Here is an 18,146-nt window from a genome sequence, read left to right as displayed (position 1 = left end):
CCGCATCGTGCTGTTCTCGTATGACTGGTCGTAAGCCCCTTGGTAGTGCCGGCCGCTGGCCGGCATTGCCCGTGCTGCCGGCCAGCGGCCGGCACTACCATCCCGCTACGGCGCGGCCTTGCGTACGGTCAACGTCGCGTTCGCTTCAGCACCGCCCTCCAGCTGCAGCCGCAGCGGCAGCGCCTGGCCTTCCTTCAGCGCGCCCTTGCCCTGCATCAACATCAGGTGCAGGCCACCGGGCTTGAGCTCGGCACGCGCCCCCGGCGCCAATGGCAGGCGTTCAACGGCCCGCATCCGGCTGAACCCGTCGACGATCGTGGTCTCGTGCAGCGACACATCTCCGAAACCACTGATGGTCGCGCCGGTGATTGCCACCGCGCTGCTGCAGCCGTTGTGGATCACGCCATAGCCGGCGGTCATCGGCATCGCGGGATTCGGTGGCAGCCGCGCCCAGCCCCGCTCCATCGTGACGCAGGCCGGCTCAGCAGCGGAAGCCGATGCTGCGGCCGCACACAGCACCAACAGTACGCCAACGAATGGTTTGGTTATCATCGCCCAGGTTCCTTCTTCGCAACGAGACCGCAGCATGACGACGCTCATCGAGGTGATCAACCATGGCCCCATCCGCGAACTGCGCCTGGCGCGGCCACCGGTCAATGCACTGGACACCGACCTGTGCCGGCAGTTGATCCATGCCATCGAGCTGGCCATGGCCGAAGACGCGCACGGCATCGTGCTGTCGGGCAGCGAGCGCATCTTCACCGGCGGCATGGACGTGCCGCACCTGCTCTCGCATGGCGATGACAAGCACAAGCTGCTGGACACCTGGAACGCCTTCTTTGGCGCCGTGCGCACGCTGGCCGAGAGCCGCATTCCGGTGGTCGCGGCGATCACCGGCCACGCCCCGGCGGGTGGCTGCGTGCTGGCGTTGTGCTGCGACTACCGGGTGATGGCGCGCAGCGCCGATCCGTCGCGCCCGTATGCCATCGGCCTGAACGAAGTGCAGGTCGGCCTGATTGCACCGGAAGGCATCCAGCGCCTGCTGCGCCGTGCGGTGGGCGTGCACCGCGCCGGCGCGCTGCTGACCACCGGCGCGTTGGTGCCGGCCGAACAGGCGCTGCAGATCGGCCTGGTCGATGAGCTGGCCGAAGGTGACCTGGTGGTGGCACGTGCCGTGGCCTGGCTGCAGAACCTGCTCGGGCAGCCGCGCCAGCCGATGCTGCTGACGCGCGCGATTGCCCGCGCTGACCTGCACGAAGCGCTGCACCCGGACCTGATCCAGCTCGACCGCTTCGTCGAAGCCTGGTTCGCCCCGGATGCGCAGAAGGCCCTGCAGGCGCTGGTCGCCCGGCTGGGCAAGTAAACGGTAGTGCCGGCCGCTGGCCGGCATCCGCAGCCCCCCAAGAGGATCATGAGGTTGCCGGCCAGCGGCCGGCGCTACCGAAGATGGGGCCGCCGCCCTGACCGGTATAATCAGGCCCTCTTTCACTGCTGTGGCCGCCCCCTTGAACGACATGCCCGAACCCGTCGTCTCCGAGCTGATCGACCTGCTCACGCTGGAGCGGCTGGAGGACAACCTGTTCCGCGGGCAGAGCCGCGACATCGGCACCAAGTACGTGTTCGGCGGGCAGGTGCTGGGACAGGCGCTGGCCGCCGCGCAGGCCACGGTCGACAACGGCCGTCACGTGCACTCGCTGCACGCCTACTTCCTGCGCGCCGGCAACATCGACCACCCGATCGTCTACGACGTGGACCGTACCCGCGACGGCGGCAGCTTCTCGGTACGCCGGGTCACCGCGATCCAGCACGGCAAGGTGATCTTCTTCTGCGCGGCCTCGTTCCAGCAGGCCGAGACCGGCGCCGAGCACCAGCACAAGATGCCCGAAGTGCCGCAGCCCGAGGACATCGAACCGAACCGGCCGCTGCCGGCCGAGGTGCTGGAGCGCCTGCCGATCAAGGTGCAGCGCTGGCTGTCGCGTGGAGGTCCGTTCGAGTTCCGCCATGTCTATCCACGCGACGAACTGAACCCGCCCAAGCGTCCGCCCTACCACCAGGTGTGGCTGCGCCTGAGCGAGCCGGTCGGAGATGCCCCGGAGCTGCACCAGGCCCTGCTGGCCTACGCCTCGGACTTCCACCTGCTGGGCACGGCGACCTTCCCGCACGGCATCAGCTACTACCACCCGCACGTGCAGATGGCCTCGCTCGACCACGCGATCTGGTTCCACCGCCCGTTCCGTGCCGACGACTGGCTGCTGTACTCGCTGGACAGCCCCAGCGCACAGGATTCGCGGGGCCTGGCCCGCGGCCAGTTCTTCACCCGCAACGGCGTGCTGGTGGCCAGCACCGCGCAGGAAGGCCTGATCCGCGTCGTACCCGACCAGGCAGCGGCGGCCGCCGTGCCGGCCAAGGAGTGATCCAATGCGCCAGATCTTCAGCAGCCAGCGTGTGGAAACCGTCGAAGGCGTGGCCGAGCTCCTGCGCGGGCACGGCATCGACGTCAAGGTGACCAACGGGCGCTCTTACAAGACCCGCCGCCGTGGGCAGTTCAGCTATACCGACCTGGGCAACGCCAACGCCTACCCGGCGGTGTGGATCGTGCGCGCCGACGACCAGCCGCGCGCGCGCGAGATCCTGCGCGAGGCACGCCTGCTCGACACCACCCGCCGCGACCATCCGACGGCCGAGTTCGCCTTCCGCGATGCCCCGGAACAGGGCGGCGGCGGCCGCAGCTGGGCCTGGCGCATCCGCATCGCCCTGCTGGTAGTGATCGCCGGTGTGGCGCTGGTGATCGGCCTGCGCCACCGCAGCGCCCCGGCCCCGGTGGCGCCGGCGCCCGCTCCCCAGACGCAGCCGGCCCAGCCGGCCCCGCAGGCAGCGCCGGAAGAGGAAGAAGTCCGGGTCCGCATCCAGCCATCGAAATAACCCACGGGTCGTACCCGCCGCTGGCCGGCAACTGCAAAAAGGGGACGGAGGGGATTAAGTCGTTTGTGGCACAAACGACTTAATCCCCTCCGTCCCCTTTTTTGTCGTGAGGTTGCCGGCCGGGGGCCGGCACGACCGTGCAGAAAGCCGGTCACACTTCGCGCGCGGCTCCGTCATGGGACACAATCCCAGCAGGAGAGCCGCCGCCATGACGACGTTCGCCGCATCGATCGACCAGACCCTGGAACGCGAACTGCCCGCCGCCGCCAGCGGTTGCCAGCATGCCTACGGCCGCATCGTGCTGGCCTGCCAGAACACGGTCACCGCCATCGCGCTGGCCATCACCCGCGACCGCCAGGCCAGCGAAGACATCGCACAGGAAGCCTTCGTCAAGGGCTGGCAGCAGCTGCACCAGCTGCGCAGCTCGACCAGCTTCCTGCCCTGGCTGCGGCAGATCACCCGCAACCTGGCCCGCGACTGGCTGCGTGCCCAGCGTGGCCGACCGCTGACCGGCGAGGCGGCCGAGGTGGCGATGGGCATGGCTGCCGACCCGGCCCCGGGTGCCGCCGACCGCCTGCAGCGGGTGGAGGAAGAGATCGCCGCCGAGGACATCATCTCGGCGCTGCCCGCCGACAGCCGCGAAGTGCTGCTCCTGTACTACCGCGAAGGCCAGCGTTCGCAGCAGGTGGCCGACCTGCTCGGGCTCAGCGACGCAGCCGTGCGCAAGCGCCTGTCGCGCGCCCGCGCCCTGGTCCGCGACGGCCTGCTGCAGCGCTTCGGTGAGTTCGCACGCAGCAGCGCGCCGAGCGCTGCATTCGCCACCGCGGTGGTGTCGATGGTCCTGGTGGCCGCACCCGGCACCGCCAGTGCCGCGATCCTGCTCGGCACCGGCGTCGGCGTGGGCGGCAGCAAGCTGGGCCTGGGCGGCGTCAGTGCCGCAGGCGGCGCAGCCATGGGTTCACTGACGGCCGCCGCCAGCCAGCTGCACCTGATACCCGCCAGCAACTGGGCCGCCGTTGCCGGGGGCGTCGTCGGTGGCATCATCGGCAGCTATCTGGGGGGCCGCTTCCTGCTGCGCTTCGCAGACACCCCGCAGGAGCGGGCGGCCGTGCGACGGTTCGTGCACCTCAATACGTTCACTGCGATGGTCGTCTGCACCAGCCTGCTGGTCTCGCTGATGCTGCAGGTGCCGCTGTGGCTGCAACTTGCCATTCTCGTCATCGGCCTGGGTACGGTGAACTACCAGTGCCTGGTGCCGCTGCAGCGCCTGATGGCCCCCATGATCGCGCGCGATTCGGCGCGGCGCGGCCGCAGCGGAACCAACTGGCAATACGAATCCGTCTACGGGCGCACCGGCATCATCGGGGCGAACGTCTTCGTGATCGGTCTGGTGGTGTATGCGCTGATGCGCAGCGGAAACGTATGACGGACAACGCCGGCACTCTGCCGGCGTTGTCGTCATTCACTGCGTTGAGCCTCAGCGCTGCGGCGCCGGTGCGCCACCGTCACGCGGGCCGCCATGGCGGGGGCCGCCATGCATCGGGCCCTTGGCCGCATCGAACTCGGCCTTGCTCAGCTGGCCGTCCTTGTTGGTGTCGGCGGCAGCGAACCAGGCATCACGATGCTGCTTCATGCGCAGCTCGCGGTCGGCCTTGTCCAGGTAGCCATCCTTGTTCAGATCAAGCTGGTCAAAACGCGCGGCCAGGCGCGGATCGGCCTTGGCTTCCTCGCGGCTGATGCGACCGTCCTTGTTGACGTCCAGCGTGGCCCAGCGCTCACCGCCATGGCCGCGGCGGCCATGCTGCCAGCGCGGCAGTTCGTCGCGCGAGAGCTTGCCGTCCTTGTTCTTGTCCAGCTCGTCGAACTTCGCTGCCAGGCGCGGGTTGGCGGCCGCCTCGCTGCGGTCGATGACGCCGTCACCGTTGGTGTCCAGCTTGGCCGGGCGCGGTGCCGGCGCGGCCGGGGTGTCGGCGGCCAGCGCGATTCCGGAAGCAGAGGTGCCCAGCAGCAGGGCCAGCAGCAGGGGGGTACGGATCATGAGGTCACTCCTGGGGATGGGAACAGCGTCGGGGTGATCACTTCACCCTCGAGGGACAACAACGCCCGGACGCGACATCGGTTGACGACGCTGCCGGTTCCGTTCATCCGGCGGACAGTCGCCGCCACTGCGACGGGCTGGGGCTATGCTGTGTCCATGGCGATCCATGGCGACAGAGACGACGAACTGCGACTTTTCCAGACCGGCGAGCACCCTTGCGGGTACTGGTCGGACCGGGTGGCACGCGACCTGGTGCTGGACCCGAACGACCGCCGCCTCGGCGCGCTCTATCCACTGGCACTGAGCTGGGGCTTCCGCCGCAGTGGCGACCTGGTCTACCGGCCGCACTGCGCGCACTGCCAGGCCTGCGTTGCAGTGCGGATCCCGGTGGCACGCTTCGCTCCGGACCGCAGCCAGCGCCGCTGCGCCGCCCGCAATGCCGACCTGGAGGTGCGGATCACCGCCGCCACCGCCCGCGACGACCTGTTCGCGCTGTATCACCGCTACCTCACCCACCGCCACGCCAACGGCGGCATGGACGACCACGGCCCGCACGAGTTCGAGCAGTTCCTGATCGGCAGCTGGTCGCACACCCGCTTCATGGAGATGCGCCTACCCGGCCACGACGGCCAGCCCAGCCAGCTGCTGGGGGTGGCGGTGACCGACGTCACCGAGCACGGGCTGTCGGCGGTCTACACCTTCTTCGACCCGGACCACGCCGCGCGCGGGCTGGGCACCTTCGCGATCCTGCAGCAGATCGAATGGGCACGCCGCGAGGGGCTGCCGCACGTGTATCTGGGCTACTGGATCCGCGGCCACCAGAAGATGGACTACAAGCGCCGCTTCCATCCGCTGGAGGCGTATGACGGCCGCCGCTGGCACGATTTCGACAATGATCTGGACGGGCGCTGACAAACCGCTGACACCGGGCCGGGTGCACAATACGGCCCATGAACATGACCCGCCGCCATCCCCTGATCCTCGCCCTGGCCCTGCTCTGCGGCGCCACCGCCCCTGCCTTCGCCACGTCCCCCGCGATGACCGAAAAGCCGTCCGCAGCGCTGCGCCTGGCCACCTACAACACCTCGCTGTACTCCGATGACGCCGGCGGCCTGATCAAGGAGCTGGAAGGCGATAGCGAGCACGCGCGCAAGATCGCCGCGGTGCTGCAGCAGGTGCGCCCGGACCTGGTGCTGCTGAACGAGTTCGACTTCGACGATGCCCATCGCGCCGCCGACCTGTTCCAGAAGCGCTACCTGGAAGTGGCCCAGCCCGGTGGCGGCAAGCCGCTGCATTTCGCCTACCGCTACCTGGCCCCGGTCAACACCGGCGTGCCCAGCGGCCTGGACCTGGACAACAACGGCGTGGTCGGCGGCGAAGGCCGCAGCCGTGGCAATGACGCGTGGGGCTACGGCCTGCACCCGGGCCAGTACGGCATGCTGGTACTGTCGCGCTATCCGATCGATGAAGCCAAGGTGCGCAGCTTCCAGCTGCTGAAGTGGAGCGCGATGCCCGGTGCGATCCGCCCGGTCGACCCGCGTACCGGCCAGAGCTTCTACAACGATCATGTGTGGTCGCAGCTGCGGCTGTCGTCGAAGTCGCATTGGGACGTGCCGGTGAAGACCCCGGCCGGCGTGGTGCACGCGCTGGTTTCGCACCCGACCCCGCCGGTGTTCGATGGCCCGGAAAAGCGCAACGCGGCGCGCAACCATGACGAACTGCGCCTGTGGCAGGAATACCTGTCCAAGGGTGACAAGCCCTGGCTGTGCGACGACAAGGGCCAGTGCGGCGGCCTGGCGCAGGATGCGCGCTTTGTGATCCTCGGCGACCTCAACAATGACCCGGCCGATGGCGATGGCCGCCATGAGGCGATCGTCGAACTGATCGAGAACGCCCGCGTGCTGCGCTACCCCACCCCGCGCAGCGTCGGCGGCGAGCAGACCAGCCTGGCCTATGCGGCCAAGGGCATCGAGCGCAAGGGCGCACCGTTCCACGCCACCGGCGACTTCGGCCCGAAGTCCGGCACCATGCGCCTGGACTACGTGCTGCCCTCGACCGGTTTCGAGTACGTGGGCAGCGGCATCTTCTGGCCGGCCAATGAGAGCCCGGAAGCGAAGATCGCCGACGGCAGCGACCACCACCTGGTGTGGGTGGACGTACGGTAGCGTCGACTGGGTAGAGTCGACTGTTGGTCGACTGCACGGTGAAAAAAGGGGACGGAGGGGATTAAGTCGTTTGTGGCACAAACGACTTAATCCCCTCCGTCCCCTTTTTTGGTTTACGGCCGCAGTTCGACGCCGATGGCGTCGGCGGCATCAAGCGCGATGGCGCGTGCTTCGTCGATGGTTGCCGCGCGCGCCAGGGTCACGCCGACGCGGCGGTGGCCATGCACGCTCGGCTTGCCGAAAAGCCGCACGGCGGTGTCCGGCACCTGCAGTGCGGCGGCGACGTTGTTGAAGTACGGCACGCCCTCGCCGTGTGCCAACAGCGCGCACGAGGCCGACGGGCCGCTCTGGCGGATCACCGGAACCGGCAGGCCAAGGATGGCGCGCGCGTGCAGCGCGAACTCGCTCAGCTCCTGCGATACCAGCGTCACCAGGCCGGTGTCGTGCGGGCGCGGCGACACTTCGCTGAACCACACCTCATCACCCTTCACGAACAGCTCGACACCGAACAGGCCCCAGCCGCCGAGGTCGTCGGTGATCGCACGCGAGATCTCTTCGGCACGCGCCAGCGCCGCGCTCGACATCGGCTGCGGCTGCCAGCTTTCGCGGTAGTCGCCGTCCTTCTGCAGATGGCCGATCGGCGCGCAGAACGAGGTGCCACCGGCGTGGCGCACGGTCAGCAGGGTGATCTCGTAATCGAAGTCGATGAAACCCTCGACGATGCAGCGGCCGGCGCCGGCGCGGCCACCGGTCTGTGCGTACTCCCACGCCGGGGCGATGTCCGCTTCGCTGCGCAGGGTGCTCTGGCCCTTGCCCGAGGACGACATGACCGGCTTGACCACGCACGGCAGGCCGATGGCGGCCACGGCAGCACGGTACTCGGCCTCGGTATCGACGAAGCGGTACGGCGAGGTCGGCAGGCCCAGGGTTTCGGCGGCCAGGCGGCGGATGCCTTCGCGATCCATGGTCAGGCGTGCGGCGCGCGCAGTCGGGATCACCCGCAGGCCCTGCTCCTGCTCCAGCTGGACCAGGGTCTCGGTATGGATGGCCTCGATCTCCGGCACCACCAAGTGCGGCTGCTCCTGGGCGATCAGCGCACGCAGCGCCATGGCATCGAGCATGTCGATCACGTGCGAACGGTGCGCGACCTGCATGGCCGGGGCATCGGCATAGCGATCGGCGGCGATCACCTCCACGCCCAGCCGCTGCAGCTCGATGGCCACCTCCTTGCCGAGTTCGCCCGAGCCCAGCAGCAGCACGCGGGTGGCGGAGGGGGACAACGGAGTTCCAAGCTTGGCCATGGCGGTTCCAGCAACGGTGTGAAGGCGGAGGGGCATTCTAGCTGGCCGGGCACCCCGGGCAGGGCGTCCGACGAACGGTTGCCCAAATGTGATATCACTTTGATATCTTTAATCGAATCCTCAAGGACGTACCGCCATGAAAGAGAAGTCGCTTGCCTCCCTCAACGGCCTCGGCACGCTGGCCGGTGCCCTGCTCGTCGCCCTCGCCGGCGCTGCCCTGTTCGTACTGGGCGTGGCCGCCAAGGCCAGCACCGGCTCGCCCAACCTGCTGCTGATGCTGCTGGGTGCGCTGCTGGGGGTCTTGGGCGTATTCATCCTGGCCGGCCTGTACACCGTCCAGCCCAACCAGGCCGCGGTACTGAGCCTGTTCGGCAAGTACGTGGGTACCGTGAAGGACAACGGCCTGCGCTGGAACAACCCCTTCTATGCCAAGCGCCGGGTCAGCCAGCGCGTGCGCAACTTCGAGAGTGGCAAGCTGAAGGTCAACGAGCTCGATGGCAGCCCGATCGAGATCGCCGCGGTGATCGTCTGGCAGGTGGTCGACGCCTCCGAGGCCGTCTACAACGTGGACGACTACGAGAGCTTCGTGCATATCCAGTCCGAATCGGCGTTGCGCGCGATGGCCACCAGTTACCCCTACGACCAGCACGAGGACGGCCAGCTGGCGCTGCGCAGCCACGCCAGCGAGATCTCCCAGCACCTGAAGAACGAACTGGCCGAGCGCCTGGCCGATGCGGGCGTGCAGGTGATCGATGCGCGCATCAGCCACCTGGCCTACGCCGCCGAAATCGCCCAGGCGATGCTGCAGCGGCAACAGGCCAACGCGGTGATCGCCGCGCGCACGCGCATCGTGGCCGGTGCGGTGGGCATGGTCGAAATGGCCCTGGCCGAACTGCAGAAGAACGGCGTGGTTGAGCTGGACGAGGAACGCAAGGCGCACATGGTCAGCAACCTGCTGACCGTGCTGTGCTCGGACCGCGGCACCCAACCGATCGTCAACGCCGGTTCGCTGTACTGAACCACCCTCGCAACGGGGCGCCCCACCGCCCCGCCAGGAGTTTTCATGAGTGAGAAGAAAGCCTATCCGCTGCGCATCAACGCCGAGGTCCTGGCCGCCGCGCAGCGCTGGGCTGACGACGAGCTGCGCAGCCTCAACGCGCAGATCGAATACGTGCTGCGCGACGCCCTGCGCAAGGCAGGACGCCTGCCAAAACCCACGCCATCGCCGGAGGACAAGGAATGAGCACGCGCTGGAGCTACCAGACCATCGAGGTCAAGACATCCATGATGGGCGTCCTCAAGGCCGAGGACGTCCAGGCCGAGCTGACCCGCCAGGGCCAGCTGAGCTGGGAACTGGTCAACATCATCATCCCGGCACCGATGCGCCCGGCGATGCTGGTGTTCAAGAAGCAGGCCTGAACCATGAGTGCCAGCGATCCGAAGCAGTACGAGGTGGCCGAAAGCTCGCCGTTGCGCGTGCTGTGGATCGTGCTGCCCCTGCTCGCCGCCTTCGTGGCCTGCCTGTATGCGCAGCTGTACAAGGCACCGGCGACGGCACCCTGGATTGAAGTGACGCTGTCGCCGCCCTGGTTCCGGATGGGCGGCAGCGCCGCCTGGAGCCTGCTGGTCATTGCAGCGCTCGGCGTCGGGCTGGGCGCGGCGTTCTTCCGCCGCCGGGTGGAACTGGCCGACGACGTGCTGGACGTGCGCTCGACGATGTACCGCCGCCGTATTCCGGTGACGCAGTTGCGGCTGGACCAGGCCGAGGTGGTCGATCTTGGCCGCGACCGCCGCTATGGCATCCGCTTCAAGACCAACGGCTATGCGATGCCGGGCTTCTACTCCGGGCACTTCCGCCTGCAGGGCGGCGGCAAGGGCTTTGCCCTGGTCACCGACCGCAGCCGCGTTCTGGTGCTGCCGGTACGCGACGGCAGCGCGCTGCTGCTCAGCCTGGACCGGCCGCAGGTACTGCTGGACGCACTGCGCAAGGTGGCCGCACCGGCGCCGCGGCAGTAAGCTGCGGCGATGCAACGACGCGCGCCCCTGCTGATCAATACCGAGGCCATCGAGCTGTGGCCCTCCCACCTGCTGCGCGCACGCAGCACCCTGGATGCCCGCCTGCTGTCGCAGGCACAGTGGGTGCTGCGGCGCAAGCGCGATGGCCGCTACCTGGCGGCGGTGACGACGCATGGCGTGCACTCGCTGGTACCGCGCCTGCCGCGCGAACCCGGGGTCGAGGAGGCTCTGGCGCTGCTCGATGCAGCGGCGGCGCGGCCGTTCGGCGCTGCGCTGCAGGATCAGTGGTTGCCACTGGCGGGCCTGCAGCAACGCCTGCAGCAGCTGGGCCTGGATGCCCAGCGCTATGCCGACGACAGCGGCCTGCCATTGGAGCCCGAACCGTGCCTGCTGAACTTCGCCGGCCGTGACCGGTTCGGCCGCCCGCTGTGGCTGCGCCGCGGCGCCGCGCAGGGATGGCGGCGGATGCGCCTGCACGCAGCACGGGAGGGCATCGCGCTCGACGCAATCTCCGGCTTCCGCAGCCATGCCTACCAGTTGGGCATCTTCGAGCGGAAGCTGGCACGCGGGCTGAGCGTGGCGGAGATCCTGAAGGTCAATGCCGCACCGGGGTTCAGCGAACACCACAGCGGCCACGCGCTGGACATCGGCACACCGGGCGATGCACCGGCCGAAGAATCATTTGAAGCCACCGACGCGTTCGCCTGGCTGCAGGCCCATGCCGGCAGGCATGGCTTCCATCTGAGCTACCCGCGTGACAACCCGCACGGCATCGTCTACGAACCCTGGCACTGGTGCTGGAGACCGGCCAACGGCTGAGCCCCGCGTGGCGCCCGCACGCGGAATGGAACGAGAGAGCAGAGACAAAAGCGGACCGCTTCGCTCGAAGCCGAGCATGGCTCGGCCCTACAGCCGCTGCCGCGCAACGCCCCCATGTAGTGCCGGGCCATGCTCGGCTGCACCCCGGATTGCCCTCACCGCCTCAACGCGTTGATCGCCAGCAACACCCAGCCGGCCATCATGCTGGTGCCGCCGATCGGCGCCATCCGCGTCGGCCACTGCCACAACGCCCCGCCCACCAGACTGCCGGAAAACAGCAGCACGCCCAGCAGCAGCACGTACAGCGCCAGGTGCGCGATCGCTCCCTGCGCGCGCGGCCCCAGCGCCACCAGCACCGCGCCATGCGCGAACGCATACAGCGCTGCCAGGTTCAGGTGCTGCTGCGCCAGCGGGTCGGCTACGCCGTGCGATGCGTAGGCAGACAGGCCGATCGAGGCAGCGGCCAGCAGCGCACCCACGCAGGCCAGCAGGGACGGCTTACGCGCGCGACGTTCAAGGTTGAACATGAAGGCTCCTTGCGCAGCACCCCTCACCGGGTGCGGAATAAAAAAAAACGCGCCGCAGTCAGCGGCGCGTTTTCGTGTCCAACACTACATGGGACAGCCGAGGCTTACTTGACGGCCCAGTAGATGTCGTAGGTACCTTCAGGGGTGAACGACTTGTCGATGCCGTCCTTCCAGGTTTCGTACGGGCGGTCGATGACTTCGTTGCCCGAAGTCACGGCCCAGGCACGCAGGCCGTTGCGGGCCACGTCCAGGCCTGCCATGTGGCCGGTGTAGGCCGCATGCGCCGAACGGTGCGGAGCAACGTGCACGTACTTGACCGGTGCGCCGCCGTCGATCTTGACGGTCAGCTCGTCGGCAGCAGCACCTTCAGCACCCTTCTTCTTCACCGGCTGGGCGATGTCGAAGGCGTACTTCTCCTGGCCGAAGTCGGTGGTGATGATGCGGAACGGACCGGCGGCTTCAAGGCCATTAGCCTCCATCACGCGCTTGATCCACTCCTGGTTGTCCTTGATCGACTTGGTGATGGAATCCTGGCCGCGGTCCACGTTACCAGCGTTGACCACCAGCAGGTTCTCGGCCGGCACTTCCACGATGGCCAGGTCGGTCAGCGGGGCTTCCGGAGTGCGGTAGTCGACGTTCGGAACGCTGGCGAGCATGTTGGCGATGCGCGACAGGCCCAGCTTGATGTCATCGCCGATCTGGCGGCTGACATACAGGCCGGCGTAACGGCCGAACAGGTCGAAGCCGTACTTCACCGAGTAGTCCTGGGTGATCTTGACGTTGCGACCACCCTTGCCGGTCGGCTCCAGGTTGAAGGTGGTGACCTTGTCGTGACCCTTGGTGGCGTCTTCGATGGCGATCACAACACGCTTGTTCTCTTCGGCTTCGGTGATCTTCCAGGAACCGGTACCCAGGTCCTTGGAGTTGAAGTCGAGGGTGGCACCGGTACCGGACGCCGGGCCGGACAGCTTCAGTTCAACGGCGGGATCGCGCAGTACCAGCGGGTTCCAGTCCTTGAAGCGGCGCAGGCTGCTGACCGTGTCGTACACGATCGTCATCTTGCGGTTGGTCTCGATGCTTTCGGTGATGTGACGCTCGCCCGGCAGACATACGCCAATGATGACGAACAGGCCAGCCACGATCCCCAAGGCGATCAGGAACTCGATAATACGGGTCATTCAGAGAGTCTCCGGGGCCGATCCCACGGCCGGGTTGATTGAAGCGAAGCGCCAATCCTAGCAGGCTTCGCGGGCATTGTTTATCGGGATTGGCGCACCGGTTTCCGTGCCGGCTGCGTATTTGTATGGACAAAGAATTCGAAGGGTAACGCATACCGCTGCCCGGCAAGTAGGGGGCAACCTTGGCGGGAACCCCTGGGCGCCACCCAAGTCCTTGTACCAAAAGGAATTTTCTCAGACCAACTGGAGTTCAAACGCCTTCAGTACGGCCCGCGTACGGTCGCGCACGCCCAGCTTGGAGAGGATGTTGGAGACGTGGTTCTTGATGGTGCCCTCGGCCACGCCCAGCGAGTTGGCGATTTCCTTGTTGGAGAAGCCACTGGCCATCAGCCGCAGGATCTCGGTCTCACGGTCGGTCAGCGGGTCCGGGCGGTCCAGGCTGACGAACTCGTTGCGCATGTGCTCCAGGCCGGAGAGCAGCCGCTGGGTCACCGCCGGCTGCACCAGCGAACCGCCATCGGCCACGGTGCGGATGGCACCGACCAGCTGCGCCAGGGTGACATCCTTGAGCAGGTAGCCCTTGGCACCGGCCTTGAGCCCGGCCAGCACCAGCTGGTCATCGTCGAACGTGGTGAGGATGATGGTCGGCGGCAGCTGTTCCTGCCGCGACAGCACCTGCAGGGCCTCCAGGCCCGACATCACCGGCATGCGCATGTCCATCAGCACCACGTCGGGGCGCACCTGCGGTATCAGCTCGACCGCCTGCCGGCCGTCGCCGGCCTCGGCCACCACCTCGATGCCGTCGTCGAGCGCCAGCAGGGAGCGGATTCCCTGCCGCACCAGGGTTTGGTCGTCGACCAGGCAGACGCGAATCATCAACGCACTCCTTCAGGAACCTTGGTAAGGGCGGCCACCAGCACCGTTGCCGGCACCGTTGCCCGCAGCCGGAAGCCTTCACCGGGGCGGGTCTCGATCTGCAGCTGGCCGCCACATTGTTGCAGGCGCTCGCGCATGCCGCGCAAGCCATTGCCCACGTTGACCATATCCGCGCCGACGCCGTCGTCGCGGGCCTCCACCACCACCCGGTCGGGGGCTTCACGGTACACCTTGATCCACAGGTGGCGGGCACTGGCATGGCGCACCGCGTTGGTGATGATCTCCTGGGTGCAGCGCAGCAGCACGTGGGCCCGCTGCGGGTCCTCCACGTTCAGCGGATCCTCGATGTCCAGCTGGATGTCCAGCGAGGGCACGTTCTCGGTCAGCGGGCGCAGCGCCGCAGCCAGGTCGATGGCGCCGGTCTCGCGCAGCTGGCTGACCACTTCGCGCACGTTGCCCAGCAGCAGCTTGGCCAGTGCATGCGAGCGCTTGACGTGGTCCAGCGCCTGGCCCTCGGCCAGGTGGCCGGCCACCTCCAGGTTCAGGGTCAGCGCGGTCAGCTGGTGGCCGAGCAGGTCATGCAGCTCGCGCGAAATGCGGGTGCGCTCGTTGACCCGCGCACTCTCGGCCAGCAGGGCCCGGGTGGCGCGCAGCTCCGAATTGAGCCGGCGCTGCTCGTCGCGGGCCTCGGTCTGCTGTCGCGCGACCAGGCTGGTCACGAAGATGAACATGGAAAAGCCGCCATACAGCAGCGACTGCATCACTGCTTCGAACAGCGGGAAGCGCAGCAGCATGTAATAGACCGGCGCGACCGCCAGCTGGCTGACCAGCAGCCACAGCACTCCCAACCGCACCGACAGCATCCACGGGATGACCCCGGCGGCCACCATCATCAGGATGCTGCCCAGGCCCGAGCCGCTGAGGAAGCTGACCCCCAGCGCCGAGATCGTCAGCAGCAGCAGCAGGCCACGGTCCAGCCAGCTGGTATGGCTGTCGCTGCGCAGGATGCGGGTGAGCCAGTAATAGGCGGTGCCGAAAGACAGGTAGGCGACGAACAGCAGGATCGCCCAGCCGCCCATGTCGCTGCGGCTGTGCAGGTTCTCGAACTGCGAGTAGGCCAGCGGCAGGCCGACCATGACCCAGGTGAACAGGCCGGCCAGACGGAGGACGCGGGTATGGCTGAGGACTCCCAACATGCCAGCACTCTACGGGCCCGGGCTGCCTCGCGCACTCCCACGGAAGTCATGCCTGCCCGGTCGCCTGTTCATGCCGCAGCCCACCCCGGGCATGCAATAATCGTGCGCAGGGTCCCTTGATGGACCAACCGCGTTACCCCACGGAGTCACAATGTCGATTGTCATCCGCGACGTGCGCGAGCACGAGCTCGATTCCGTCCTGGCTTTGAACAACAACGCTGGCCTGGCCATCCTTCCCCTGGATGCGGCACGCCTGCGCCTGTTCTATGAGACCGCTGAGTATTTCCGCGTCGCCGAGCGCGACGGCAACCTGGCCGGCTTCCTGATCGGCTTCGGCAGCGACAGCCAGCACGACAGCAGCAATTTCGCCTGGTTCAAGCAGCAGCTGGACACCCCGTTCTTCTACATCGACCGCATCGTGGTCGCCAGCCGCCGCCGTGGCGGTGGTGTCGGCCGTGCGTTCTACGCCGACGCGCAGAGCTTCGCCGAGCTGCGCTACCCGCAGATGACCTGCGAAGTCTTCCTCGACCATGGCGCCGATGCCGCCCTGCTCTTCCACGGCAGCTTCGGCTTCCGCGAGCTGGGCCAGAACACCATGCCGCAGGTCGATGTGCGCGCCAGCATGCTGGCCAAGGAACTGTGCAGCTACCCCTGGGTCAAGGAGACCTACGGCGGCAAGCTGCCGGATGTGGCATGGACACGCGCCCGGCAACTGCCGGCGCAGGCACAGCGGCCGACGGGGACCTGAGCGTGGCGGTGAATTTCGATTACGAACAGGCCGGTGAACTGAAGATCGGCCAGGTGGGCATCGCCAACCTGCGCATCCGTACCCTTGACGTCGAGCGCCTCGTGCAGGAAATGCGCGAGCGCGTGACCCGCGCCCCGAAGCTGTTCGGCCGCGCCGCGGTGATCCTCGACTTCGGCGGCCTGAGCCAGGTGCCGGACGTGGCCACCGCGCAGGCGCTGGTCGACGGCCTGCGCAGCGCCGGCGTGCTGCCGGTGGCGCTGGCCTATGGCACCAGCGCGATCGACCTGCTCTCGCAGCAGCTCGGCCTGCCGTTGCTCGCCAAGTTCCGCGCGCAGTACGAGCGTGCCGACGCCGAGCAGGCCCCGCCGCCGCCCGCACCGGAACCGCGCCGGGCAGCCCGTGCCGAGCCGAAGCCGGCCCCGGCAGCGCCGGTGGCCAAGGTGGCCGACGCCGCCGCGCCGCAGCCGGGCCGCATGCAGCTGGGCAACGTGCGTTCGGGCCAGCAGCTGTACGCGGAAAACTGCGACCTGACCGTGATGGCCACCGTCGGCGCCGGCGCCGAGGTCATCGCCGATGGCAGCATCCATATCTACGGGACCCTGCGCGGCCGCGCGCTGGCAGGGGCCCAGGGCAACACCGCGGCACGTATTTTCTGCCGTGATTTCCATGCGGAACTGGTCGCCATTGCAGGCCATTACAAGGTACTGGACGATGTCCCGGACAACCTGCGCGGCAAGGCCGTGCAGGTGTGGCTGGAACAGGACCAGATCAAGATCGCTGCGCTGGACTGACGCAGCACCCAAACAGAATCATCAGGAGAAGTCCTTTGGCTGAAATCATCGTAGTCACCTCCGGCAAGGGCGGCGTCGGCAAGACCACTTCCAGCGCGAGCCTGGCCTGCGGCCTGGCGCGGCGCGGCAAGAAGGTGGCCGTGATCGACTTCGACGTCGGCCTGCGCAACCTCGACCTGATCATGGGCTGCGAACGCCGCGTGGTGTACGACTTCGTCAACGTCGTGCACGGCGAAGCGACCCTCAAGCAGGCCCTGATCAAGGACAAGCGCTTCGACAACCTGTACGTGCTGGCTGCCTCGCAGACCCGCGACAAGGACGCACTGACCCAGGAAGGCGTGGGCAAGGTGCTGAAGGACCTGGCCGCCGATGGCTTCGACTACATCATCTGCGACTCGCCGGCCGGCATCGAGAAGGGCGCCTTCCTGGCGATGTACTTCGCCGACCGCGCGGTGGTGGTGGTGAACCCGGAAGTGTCGTCGGTGCGCGACTCCGACCGCATCATCGGCCTGCTCGATTCGAAGACCCACAAGGCCGAATCCGGCCAGGACGTGCCGGCCTTCCTGCTGCTGACCCGCTACACCCCGGTGCGCGTGGAAAGCGGCGAGATGCTGAGCATCGCCGACGTCGAGGAAGTGCTCGGCCTGAAGGCGATCGGCGTGATCCCCGAATCGGGCGACGTGCTCAACGCTTCCAACAAGGGCGAGCCGGTCATCCTGGATGTCGAATCCGCTGCCGGCCAGGCCTATGAAGACGCCGTCGCGCGCATCCTCGGCGAAGAACGCCCGATGCGCTTCACCAACGTCGAGAAGAAGGGCTTCTTCAGCAAGCTGTTCGGAGGGTAAGCATGGGCCTGTTTGATTTCCTCAAAGCGAAGAAGACCACCGCCGAAACCGCCAAGAACCGCCTGCAGATCATCATCGCGCAGGAACGCAGCCACCGTGGTGGCCCGGACTACCTGCCGCTGCTGCAGCGCGAGCTGCTGGAAGTGATCAAGAAGTACGTGAACATCGACGTCGATGCGGTGAAGGTCGACCTGGTGAAGGATGGCCAGCACGATGTGCTGGACATCTCCGTGGCGCTGCCGGAAGGCCCGGACAAACCCTGATCCCCTGCCCCGCCCGTGCCTGCATGGGCGGGGCTGCCTGACCCGCATGACCGATACGACAACCGCCGTGGACATCACCTGCGTGGGCGACATCGCCTTCGCCGATGCGCAGTGCCTGCTCGCCGCGCATGGCCTGCGGCTGCACCACGTGGCCGACGGCGAGCCGATTCCCGGCAGCTACTGGGGCGAACCCGAGGCCGGCATCATCGCCAGCAACGTGTACGTGCGCGACGACACGCCCGTGCACTCGATGCTGCACGAGGCCTGCCACCTGATCGTGCTGCCGCCGGAGCGGCGGGCGCAGGTGCATACCGACGCCACCGACTCGGTGGCCGAGGAAGACGCCACCTGCTACCTGCAGATCGTACTGGCCGGGCAGCTGCCCGGCGTCGGCAGCCAGCGGCTGATGGCCGACATGGATGCCTGGGGGTATACGTATCGGCTGGGGTCTACGAAAGCGT

23 protein-coding genes are annotated in these 18,146 nt (G+C 67.6%); 16 read left to right on the top strand and 7 right to left on the bottom strand.

The features are described 5' to 3' along the window. Positions 1-105 precede the first annotated feature (105 nt). Positions 106-552, bottom strand: a complete 447-nt coding sequence (locus LRM18_RS20105) for a copper chaperone PCu(A)C (RefSeq protein WP_270955361.1) — start codon at positions 550-552, stop codon at positions 106-108. Between the two features lie 34 nt (positions 553-586). On the opposite strand from LRM18_RS20105, the gene LRM18_RS20100 reads away from it, so the two are divergent. The 4 genes from LRM18_RS20100 (at position 587) to LRM18_RS20085 (ending at position 4,348) form a co-directional block, all read left to right on the top strand. Continuing rightward, on the top strand, positions 587-1,363 hold the full coding sequence (locus LRM18_RS20100) for an enoyl-CoA hydratase/isomerase family protein (protein ID WP_164688184.1): 777 nt from the start codon (positions 587-589) through the stop codon (positions 1,361-1,363). A gap of 151 nt (positions 1,364-1,514) precedes the next feature. Then, positions 1,515-2,414: an acyl-CoA thioesterase II gene (gene tesB / locus LRM18_RS20095; RefSeq protein WP_032953622.1), complete on the top strand. Its 900-nt coding sequence runs from the start codon at positions 1,515-1,517 to the stop codon at positions 2,412-2,414. Between the two features lie 4 nt (positions 2,415-2,418). Further along, positions 2,419-2,922 (top strand): pathogenicity-like protein, encoded by a 504-nt coding sequence (locus LRM18_RS20090; protein WP_049469051.1) that lies wholly within the window; start codon positions 2,419-2,421, stop codon positions 2,920-2,922. A 208-nt stretch (positions 2,923-3,130) separates the two neighbouring features. After that, on the top strand, positions 3,131-4,348 hold the full coding sequence (locus tag LRM18_RS20085; protein WP_150827360.1) for a sigma-70 family RNA polymerase sigma factor: 1,218 nt from the start codon (positions 3,131-3,133) through the stop codon (positions 4,346-4,348). A gap of 51 nt (positions 4,349-4,399) precedes the next feature. On the opposite strand, the gene LRM18_RS20080 is transcribed toward LRM18_RS20085, so the two are convergent. Beyond that, positions 4,400-4,960, bottom strand: coding sequence for an EF-hand domain-containing protein (locus LRM18_RS20080; protein WP_270955360.1), 561 nt, complete (start codon positions 4,958-4,960; stop codon positions 4,400-4,402). A 156-nt stretch (positions 4,961-5,116) separates the two neighbouring features. Here LRM18_RS20080 and LRM18_RS20075 point away from each other — a divergent pair, with 156 nt between their 5' ends. Beyond that, positions 5,117-5,872: an arginyltransferase gene (locus LRM18_RS20075; protein WP_005408547.1), complete on the top strand. Its 756-nt coding sequence runs from the start codon at positions 5,117-5,119 to the stop codon at positions 5,870-5,872. 38 nt (positions 5,873-5,910) lie between these two features. Then, a complete protein-coding gene (locus LRM18_RS20070) occupies positions 5,911-7,125 on the top strand; it encodes an endonuclease/exonuclease/phosphatase family protein (protein ID WP_053462453.1) in 1,215 nt (404 codons plus the stop codon). Positions 7,126-7,238: 113 nt separating this feature from the next. Here the strand turns inward: LRM18_RS20070 and purT are convergent, their stop codons facing one another. Further along, positions 7,239-8,426, bottom strand: coding sequence for a formate-dependent phosphoribosylglycinamide formyltransferase (purT, locus tag LRM18_RS20065; protein WP_270955359.1), 1,188 nt, complete (start codon positions 8,424-8,426; stop codon positions 7,239-7,241). A 136-nt stretch (positions 8,427-8,562) separates the two neighbouring features. Between purT and LRM18_RS20060 the strand changes: the two genes are divergently transcribed. Genes LRM18_RS20060 through LRM18_RS20040 form a run of 5 tightly spaced genes read left to right on the top strand, consistent with a single transcriptional unit; the run spans position 8,563 to position 11,261 of the window. After that, a complete protein-coding gene (locus LRM18_RS20060; RefSeq protein WP_064237890.1) occupies positions 8,563-9,444 on the top strand; it encodes an SPFH domain-containing protein in 882 nt (293 codons plus the stop codon). 45 nt (positions 9,445-9,489) lie between these two features. Beyond that, entirely contained in the window at positions 9,490-9,669 is a 180-nt protein-coding gene (locus tag LRM18_RS20055) for a hypothetical protein (protein WP_005408543.1), read from the top strand. Further along, entirely contained in the window at positions 9,666-9,845 is a 180-nt protein-coding gene (locus tag LRM18_RS20050; protein WP_270955358.1) for a DUF4177 domain-containing protein, read from the top strand. The genes LRM18_RS20055 and LRM18_RS20050 overlap by 4 nt, the downstream gene beginning before the upstream one ends. Before the next feature lie 3 nt (positions 9,846-9,848). Continuing rightward, on the top strand, positions 9,849-10,442 hold the full coding sequence (locus LRM18_RS20045; protein ID WP_053507001.1) for a PH domain-containing protein: 594 nt from the start codon (positions 9,849-9,851) through the stop codon (positions 10,440-10,442). 9 nt (positions 10,443-10,451) lie between these two features. After that, positions 10,452-11,261: a M15 family metallopeptidase gene (locus LRM18_RS20040; RefSeq protein WP_270955357.1), complete on the top strand. Its 810-nt coding sequence runs from the start codon at positions 10,452-10,454 to the stop codon at positions 11,259-11,261. 155 nt (positions 11,262-11,416) lie between these two features. Here the strand turns inward: LRM18_RS20040 and LRM18_RS20035 are convergent, their stop codons facing one another. The 4 genes from LRM18_RS20035 to LRM18_RS20020 form a co-directional block, all read right to left on the bottom strand. Further along, positions 11,417-11,788 (bottom strand): DUF423 domain-containing protein, encoded by a 372-nt coding sequence (locus LRM18_RS20035; protein WP_053506915.1) that lies wholly within the window; start codon positions 11,786-11,788, stop codon positions 11,417-11,419. Between the two features lie 104 nt (positions 11,789-11,892). Then, the gene (locus LRM18_RS20030) at positions 11,893-12,966 is read right to left on the bottom strand and encodes an SRPBCC family protein (RefSeq protein ID WP_049464936.1); all 1,074 of its coding nucleotides are present in this window, start codon (positions 12,964-12,966) and stop codon (positions 11,893-11,895) included. Between the two features lie 234 nt (positions 12,967-13,200). Continuing rightward, on the bottom strand, positions 13,201-13,842 hold the full coding sequence (locus LRM18_RS20025) for a response regulator transcription factor (RefSeq protein WP_006424175.1): 642 nt from the start codon (positions 13,840-13,842) through the stop codon (positions 13,201-13,203). Next, entirely contained in the window at positions 13,842-15,038 is a 1,197-nt protein-coding gene (locus tag LRM18_RS20020; RefSeq protein WP_049464938.1) for a sensor histidine kinase, read from the bottom strand. The genes LRM18_RS20025 and LRM18_RS20020 overlap by 1 nt, the downstream gene beginning before the upstream one ends. A 151-nt stretch (positions 15,039-15,189) precedes the next feature. Between LRM18_RS20020 and LRM18_RS20015 the strand changes: the two genes are divergently transcribed. From LRM18_RS20015 to LRM18_RS19995, 5 genes are all read left to right on the top strand, one after another. Then, positions 15,190-15,786 carry a GNAT family N-acetyltransferase gene (locus LRM18_RS20015; protein ID WP_005415684.1) on the top strand — a complete coding sequence of 199 codons (597 nt, stop codon included), beginning with the start codon at positions 15,190-15,192 and terminating at the stop codon, positions 15,784-15,786. After that, positions 15,732-16,577: a septum site-determining protein MinC gene (gene minC, locus LRM18_RS20010; RefSeq protein ID WP_064237886.1), complete on the top strand. Its 846-nt coding sequence runs from the start codon at positions 15,732-15,734 to the stop codon at positions 16,575-16,577. Before LRM18_RS20015 ends, minC begins: the two co-directional genes overlap by 55 nt. A gap of 35 nt (positions 16,578-16,612) precedes the next feature. Next, positions 16,613-17,422: a septum site-determining protein MinD gene (gene minD, locus LRM18_RS20005; protein WP_006424120.1), complete on the top strand. Its 810-nt coding sequence runs from the start codon at positions 16,613-16,615 to the stop codon at positions 17,420-17,422. A gap of 2 nt (positions 17,423-17,424) precedes the next feature. Then, positions 17,425-17,685 (top strand): cell division topological specificity factor MinE, encoded by a 261-nt coding sequence (gene minE / locus LRM18_RS20000; protein ID WP_005408532.1) that lies wholly within the window; start codon positions 17,425-17,427, stop codon positions 17,683-17,685. 46 nt (positions 17,686-17,731) lie between these two features. Continuing rightward, the coding region (locus LRM18_RS19995; RefSeq protein WP_270955356.1) for a hypothetical protein at positions 17,732-18,146 on the top strand (415 nt) is incomplete at its 3' end.

The sequence above is a fragment of the Stenotrophomonas sp. PI_27 genome (assembly GCF_027854495.1).
Taxonomy (GTDB): Bacteria; Pseudomonadota; Gammaproteobacteria; order Xanthomonadales; family Xanthomonadaceae; genus Stenotrophomonas; species Stenotrophomonas pavanii.
The sequence above is the reverse complement of the archived record's forward strand: the minus strand, read 5'-3'. Positions and strand labels throughout refer to the sequence as shown.

Excerpts from the sequence above, each read along its gene's own strand:
- LRM18_RS20105 (WP_270955361.1), bottom strand. The coding sequence starts at position 552 with ATGATAACCAAACCATTCGTTGGCGTACTGTTGGTGCTGTGTGCGGCC.
- LRM18_RS20070 (WP_053462453.1), top strand. The coding sequence starts at position 5,911 with ATGAACATGACCCGCCGCCATCCCCTGATCCTCGCCCTGGCCCTGCTC.
- minE (WP_005408532.1), top strand. The coding sequence starts at position 17,425 with ATGGGCCTGTTTGATTTCCTCAAAGCGAAGAAGACCACCGCCGAAACC.
- LRM18_RS20075 (WP_005408547.1), top strand. The coding sequence starts at position 5,117 with ATGGCGATCCATGGCGACAGAGACGACGAACTGCGACTTTTCCAGACC.
- LRM18_RS20080 (WP_270955360.1), bottom strand. The coding sequence starts at position 4,960 with ATGATCCGTACCCCCCTGCTGCTGGCCCTGCTGCTGGGCACCTCTGCT.
- LRM18_RS20025 (WP_006424175.1), bottom strand. The coding sequence starts at position 13,842 with ATGATTCGCGTCTGCCTGGTCGACGACCAAACCCTGGTGCGGCAGGGA.
- LRM18_RS20100 (WP_164688184.1), top strand. The coding sequence starts at position 587 with ATGACGACGCTCATCGAGGTGATCAACCATGGCCCCATCCGCGAACTG.
- purT (WP_270955359.1), bottom strand. The coding sequence starts at position 8,426 with ATGGCCAAGCTTGGAACTCCGTTGTCCCCCTCCGCCACCCGCGTGCTG.
- minC (WP_064237886.1), top strand. The coding sequence starts at position 15,732 with ATGGACACGCGCCCGGCAACTGCCGGCGCAGGCACAGCGGCCGACGGG.
- LRM18_RS20035 (WP_053506915.1), bottom strand. The coding sequence starts at position 11,788 with ATGTTCAACCTTGAACGTCGCGCGCGTAAGCCGTCCCTGCTGGCCTGC.
- LRM18_RS20020 (WP_049464938.1), bottom strand. The coding sequence starts at position 15,038 with ATGTTGGGAGTCCTCAGCCATACCCGCGTCCTCCGTCTGGCCGGCCTG.
- LRM18_RS20085 (WP_150827360.1), top strand. The coding sequence starts at position 3,131 with ATGACGACGTTCGCCGCATCGATCGACCAGACCCTGGAACGCGAACTG.
- LRM18_RS20030 (WP_049464936.1), bottom strand. The coding sequence starts at position 12,966 with ATGACCCGTATTATCGAGTTCCTGATCGCCTTGGGGATCGTGGCTGGC.
- LRM18_RS20090 (WP_049469051.1), top strand. The coding sequence starts at position 2,419 with ATGCGCCAGATCTTCAGCAGCCAGCGTGTGGAAACCGTCGAAGGCGTG.
- LRM18_RS20045 (WP_053507001.1), top strand. The coding sequence starts at position 9,849 with ATGAGTGCCAGCGATCCGAAGCAGTACGAGGTGGCCGAAAGCTCGCCG.
- LRM18_RS20060 (WP_064237890.1), top strand. The coding sequence starts at position 8,563 with ATGAAAGAGAAGTCGCTTGCCTCCCTCAACGGCCTCGGCACGCTGGCC.
- LRM18_RS20015 (WP_005415684.1), top strand. The coding sequence starts at position 15,190 with ATGTCGATTGTCATCCGCGACGTGCGCGAGCACGAGCTCGATTCCGTC.
- LRM18_RS20050 (WP_270955358.1), top strand. The coding sequence starts at position 9,666 with ATGAGCACGCGCTGGAGCTACCAGACCATCGAGGTCAAGACATCCATG.
- tesB (WP_032953622.1), top strand. The coding sequence starts at position 1,515 with ATGCCCGAACCCGTCGTCTCCGAGCTGATCGACCTGCTCACGCTGGAG.
- LRM18_RS20055 (WP_005408543.1), top strand. The coding sequence starts at position 9,490 with ATGAGTGAGAAGAAAGCCTATCCGCTGCGCATCAACGCCGAGGTCCTG.
- LRM18_RS20040 (WP_270955357.1), top strand. The coding sequence starts at position 10,452 with ATGCAACGACGCGCGCCCCTGCTGATCAATACCGAGGCCATCGAGCTG.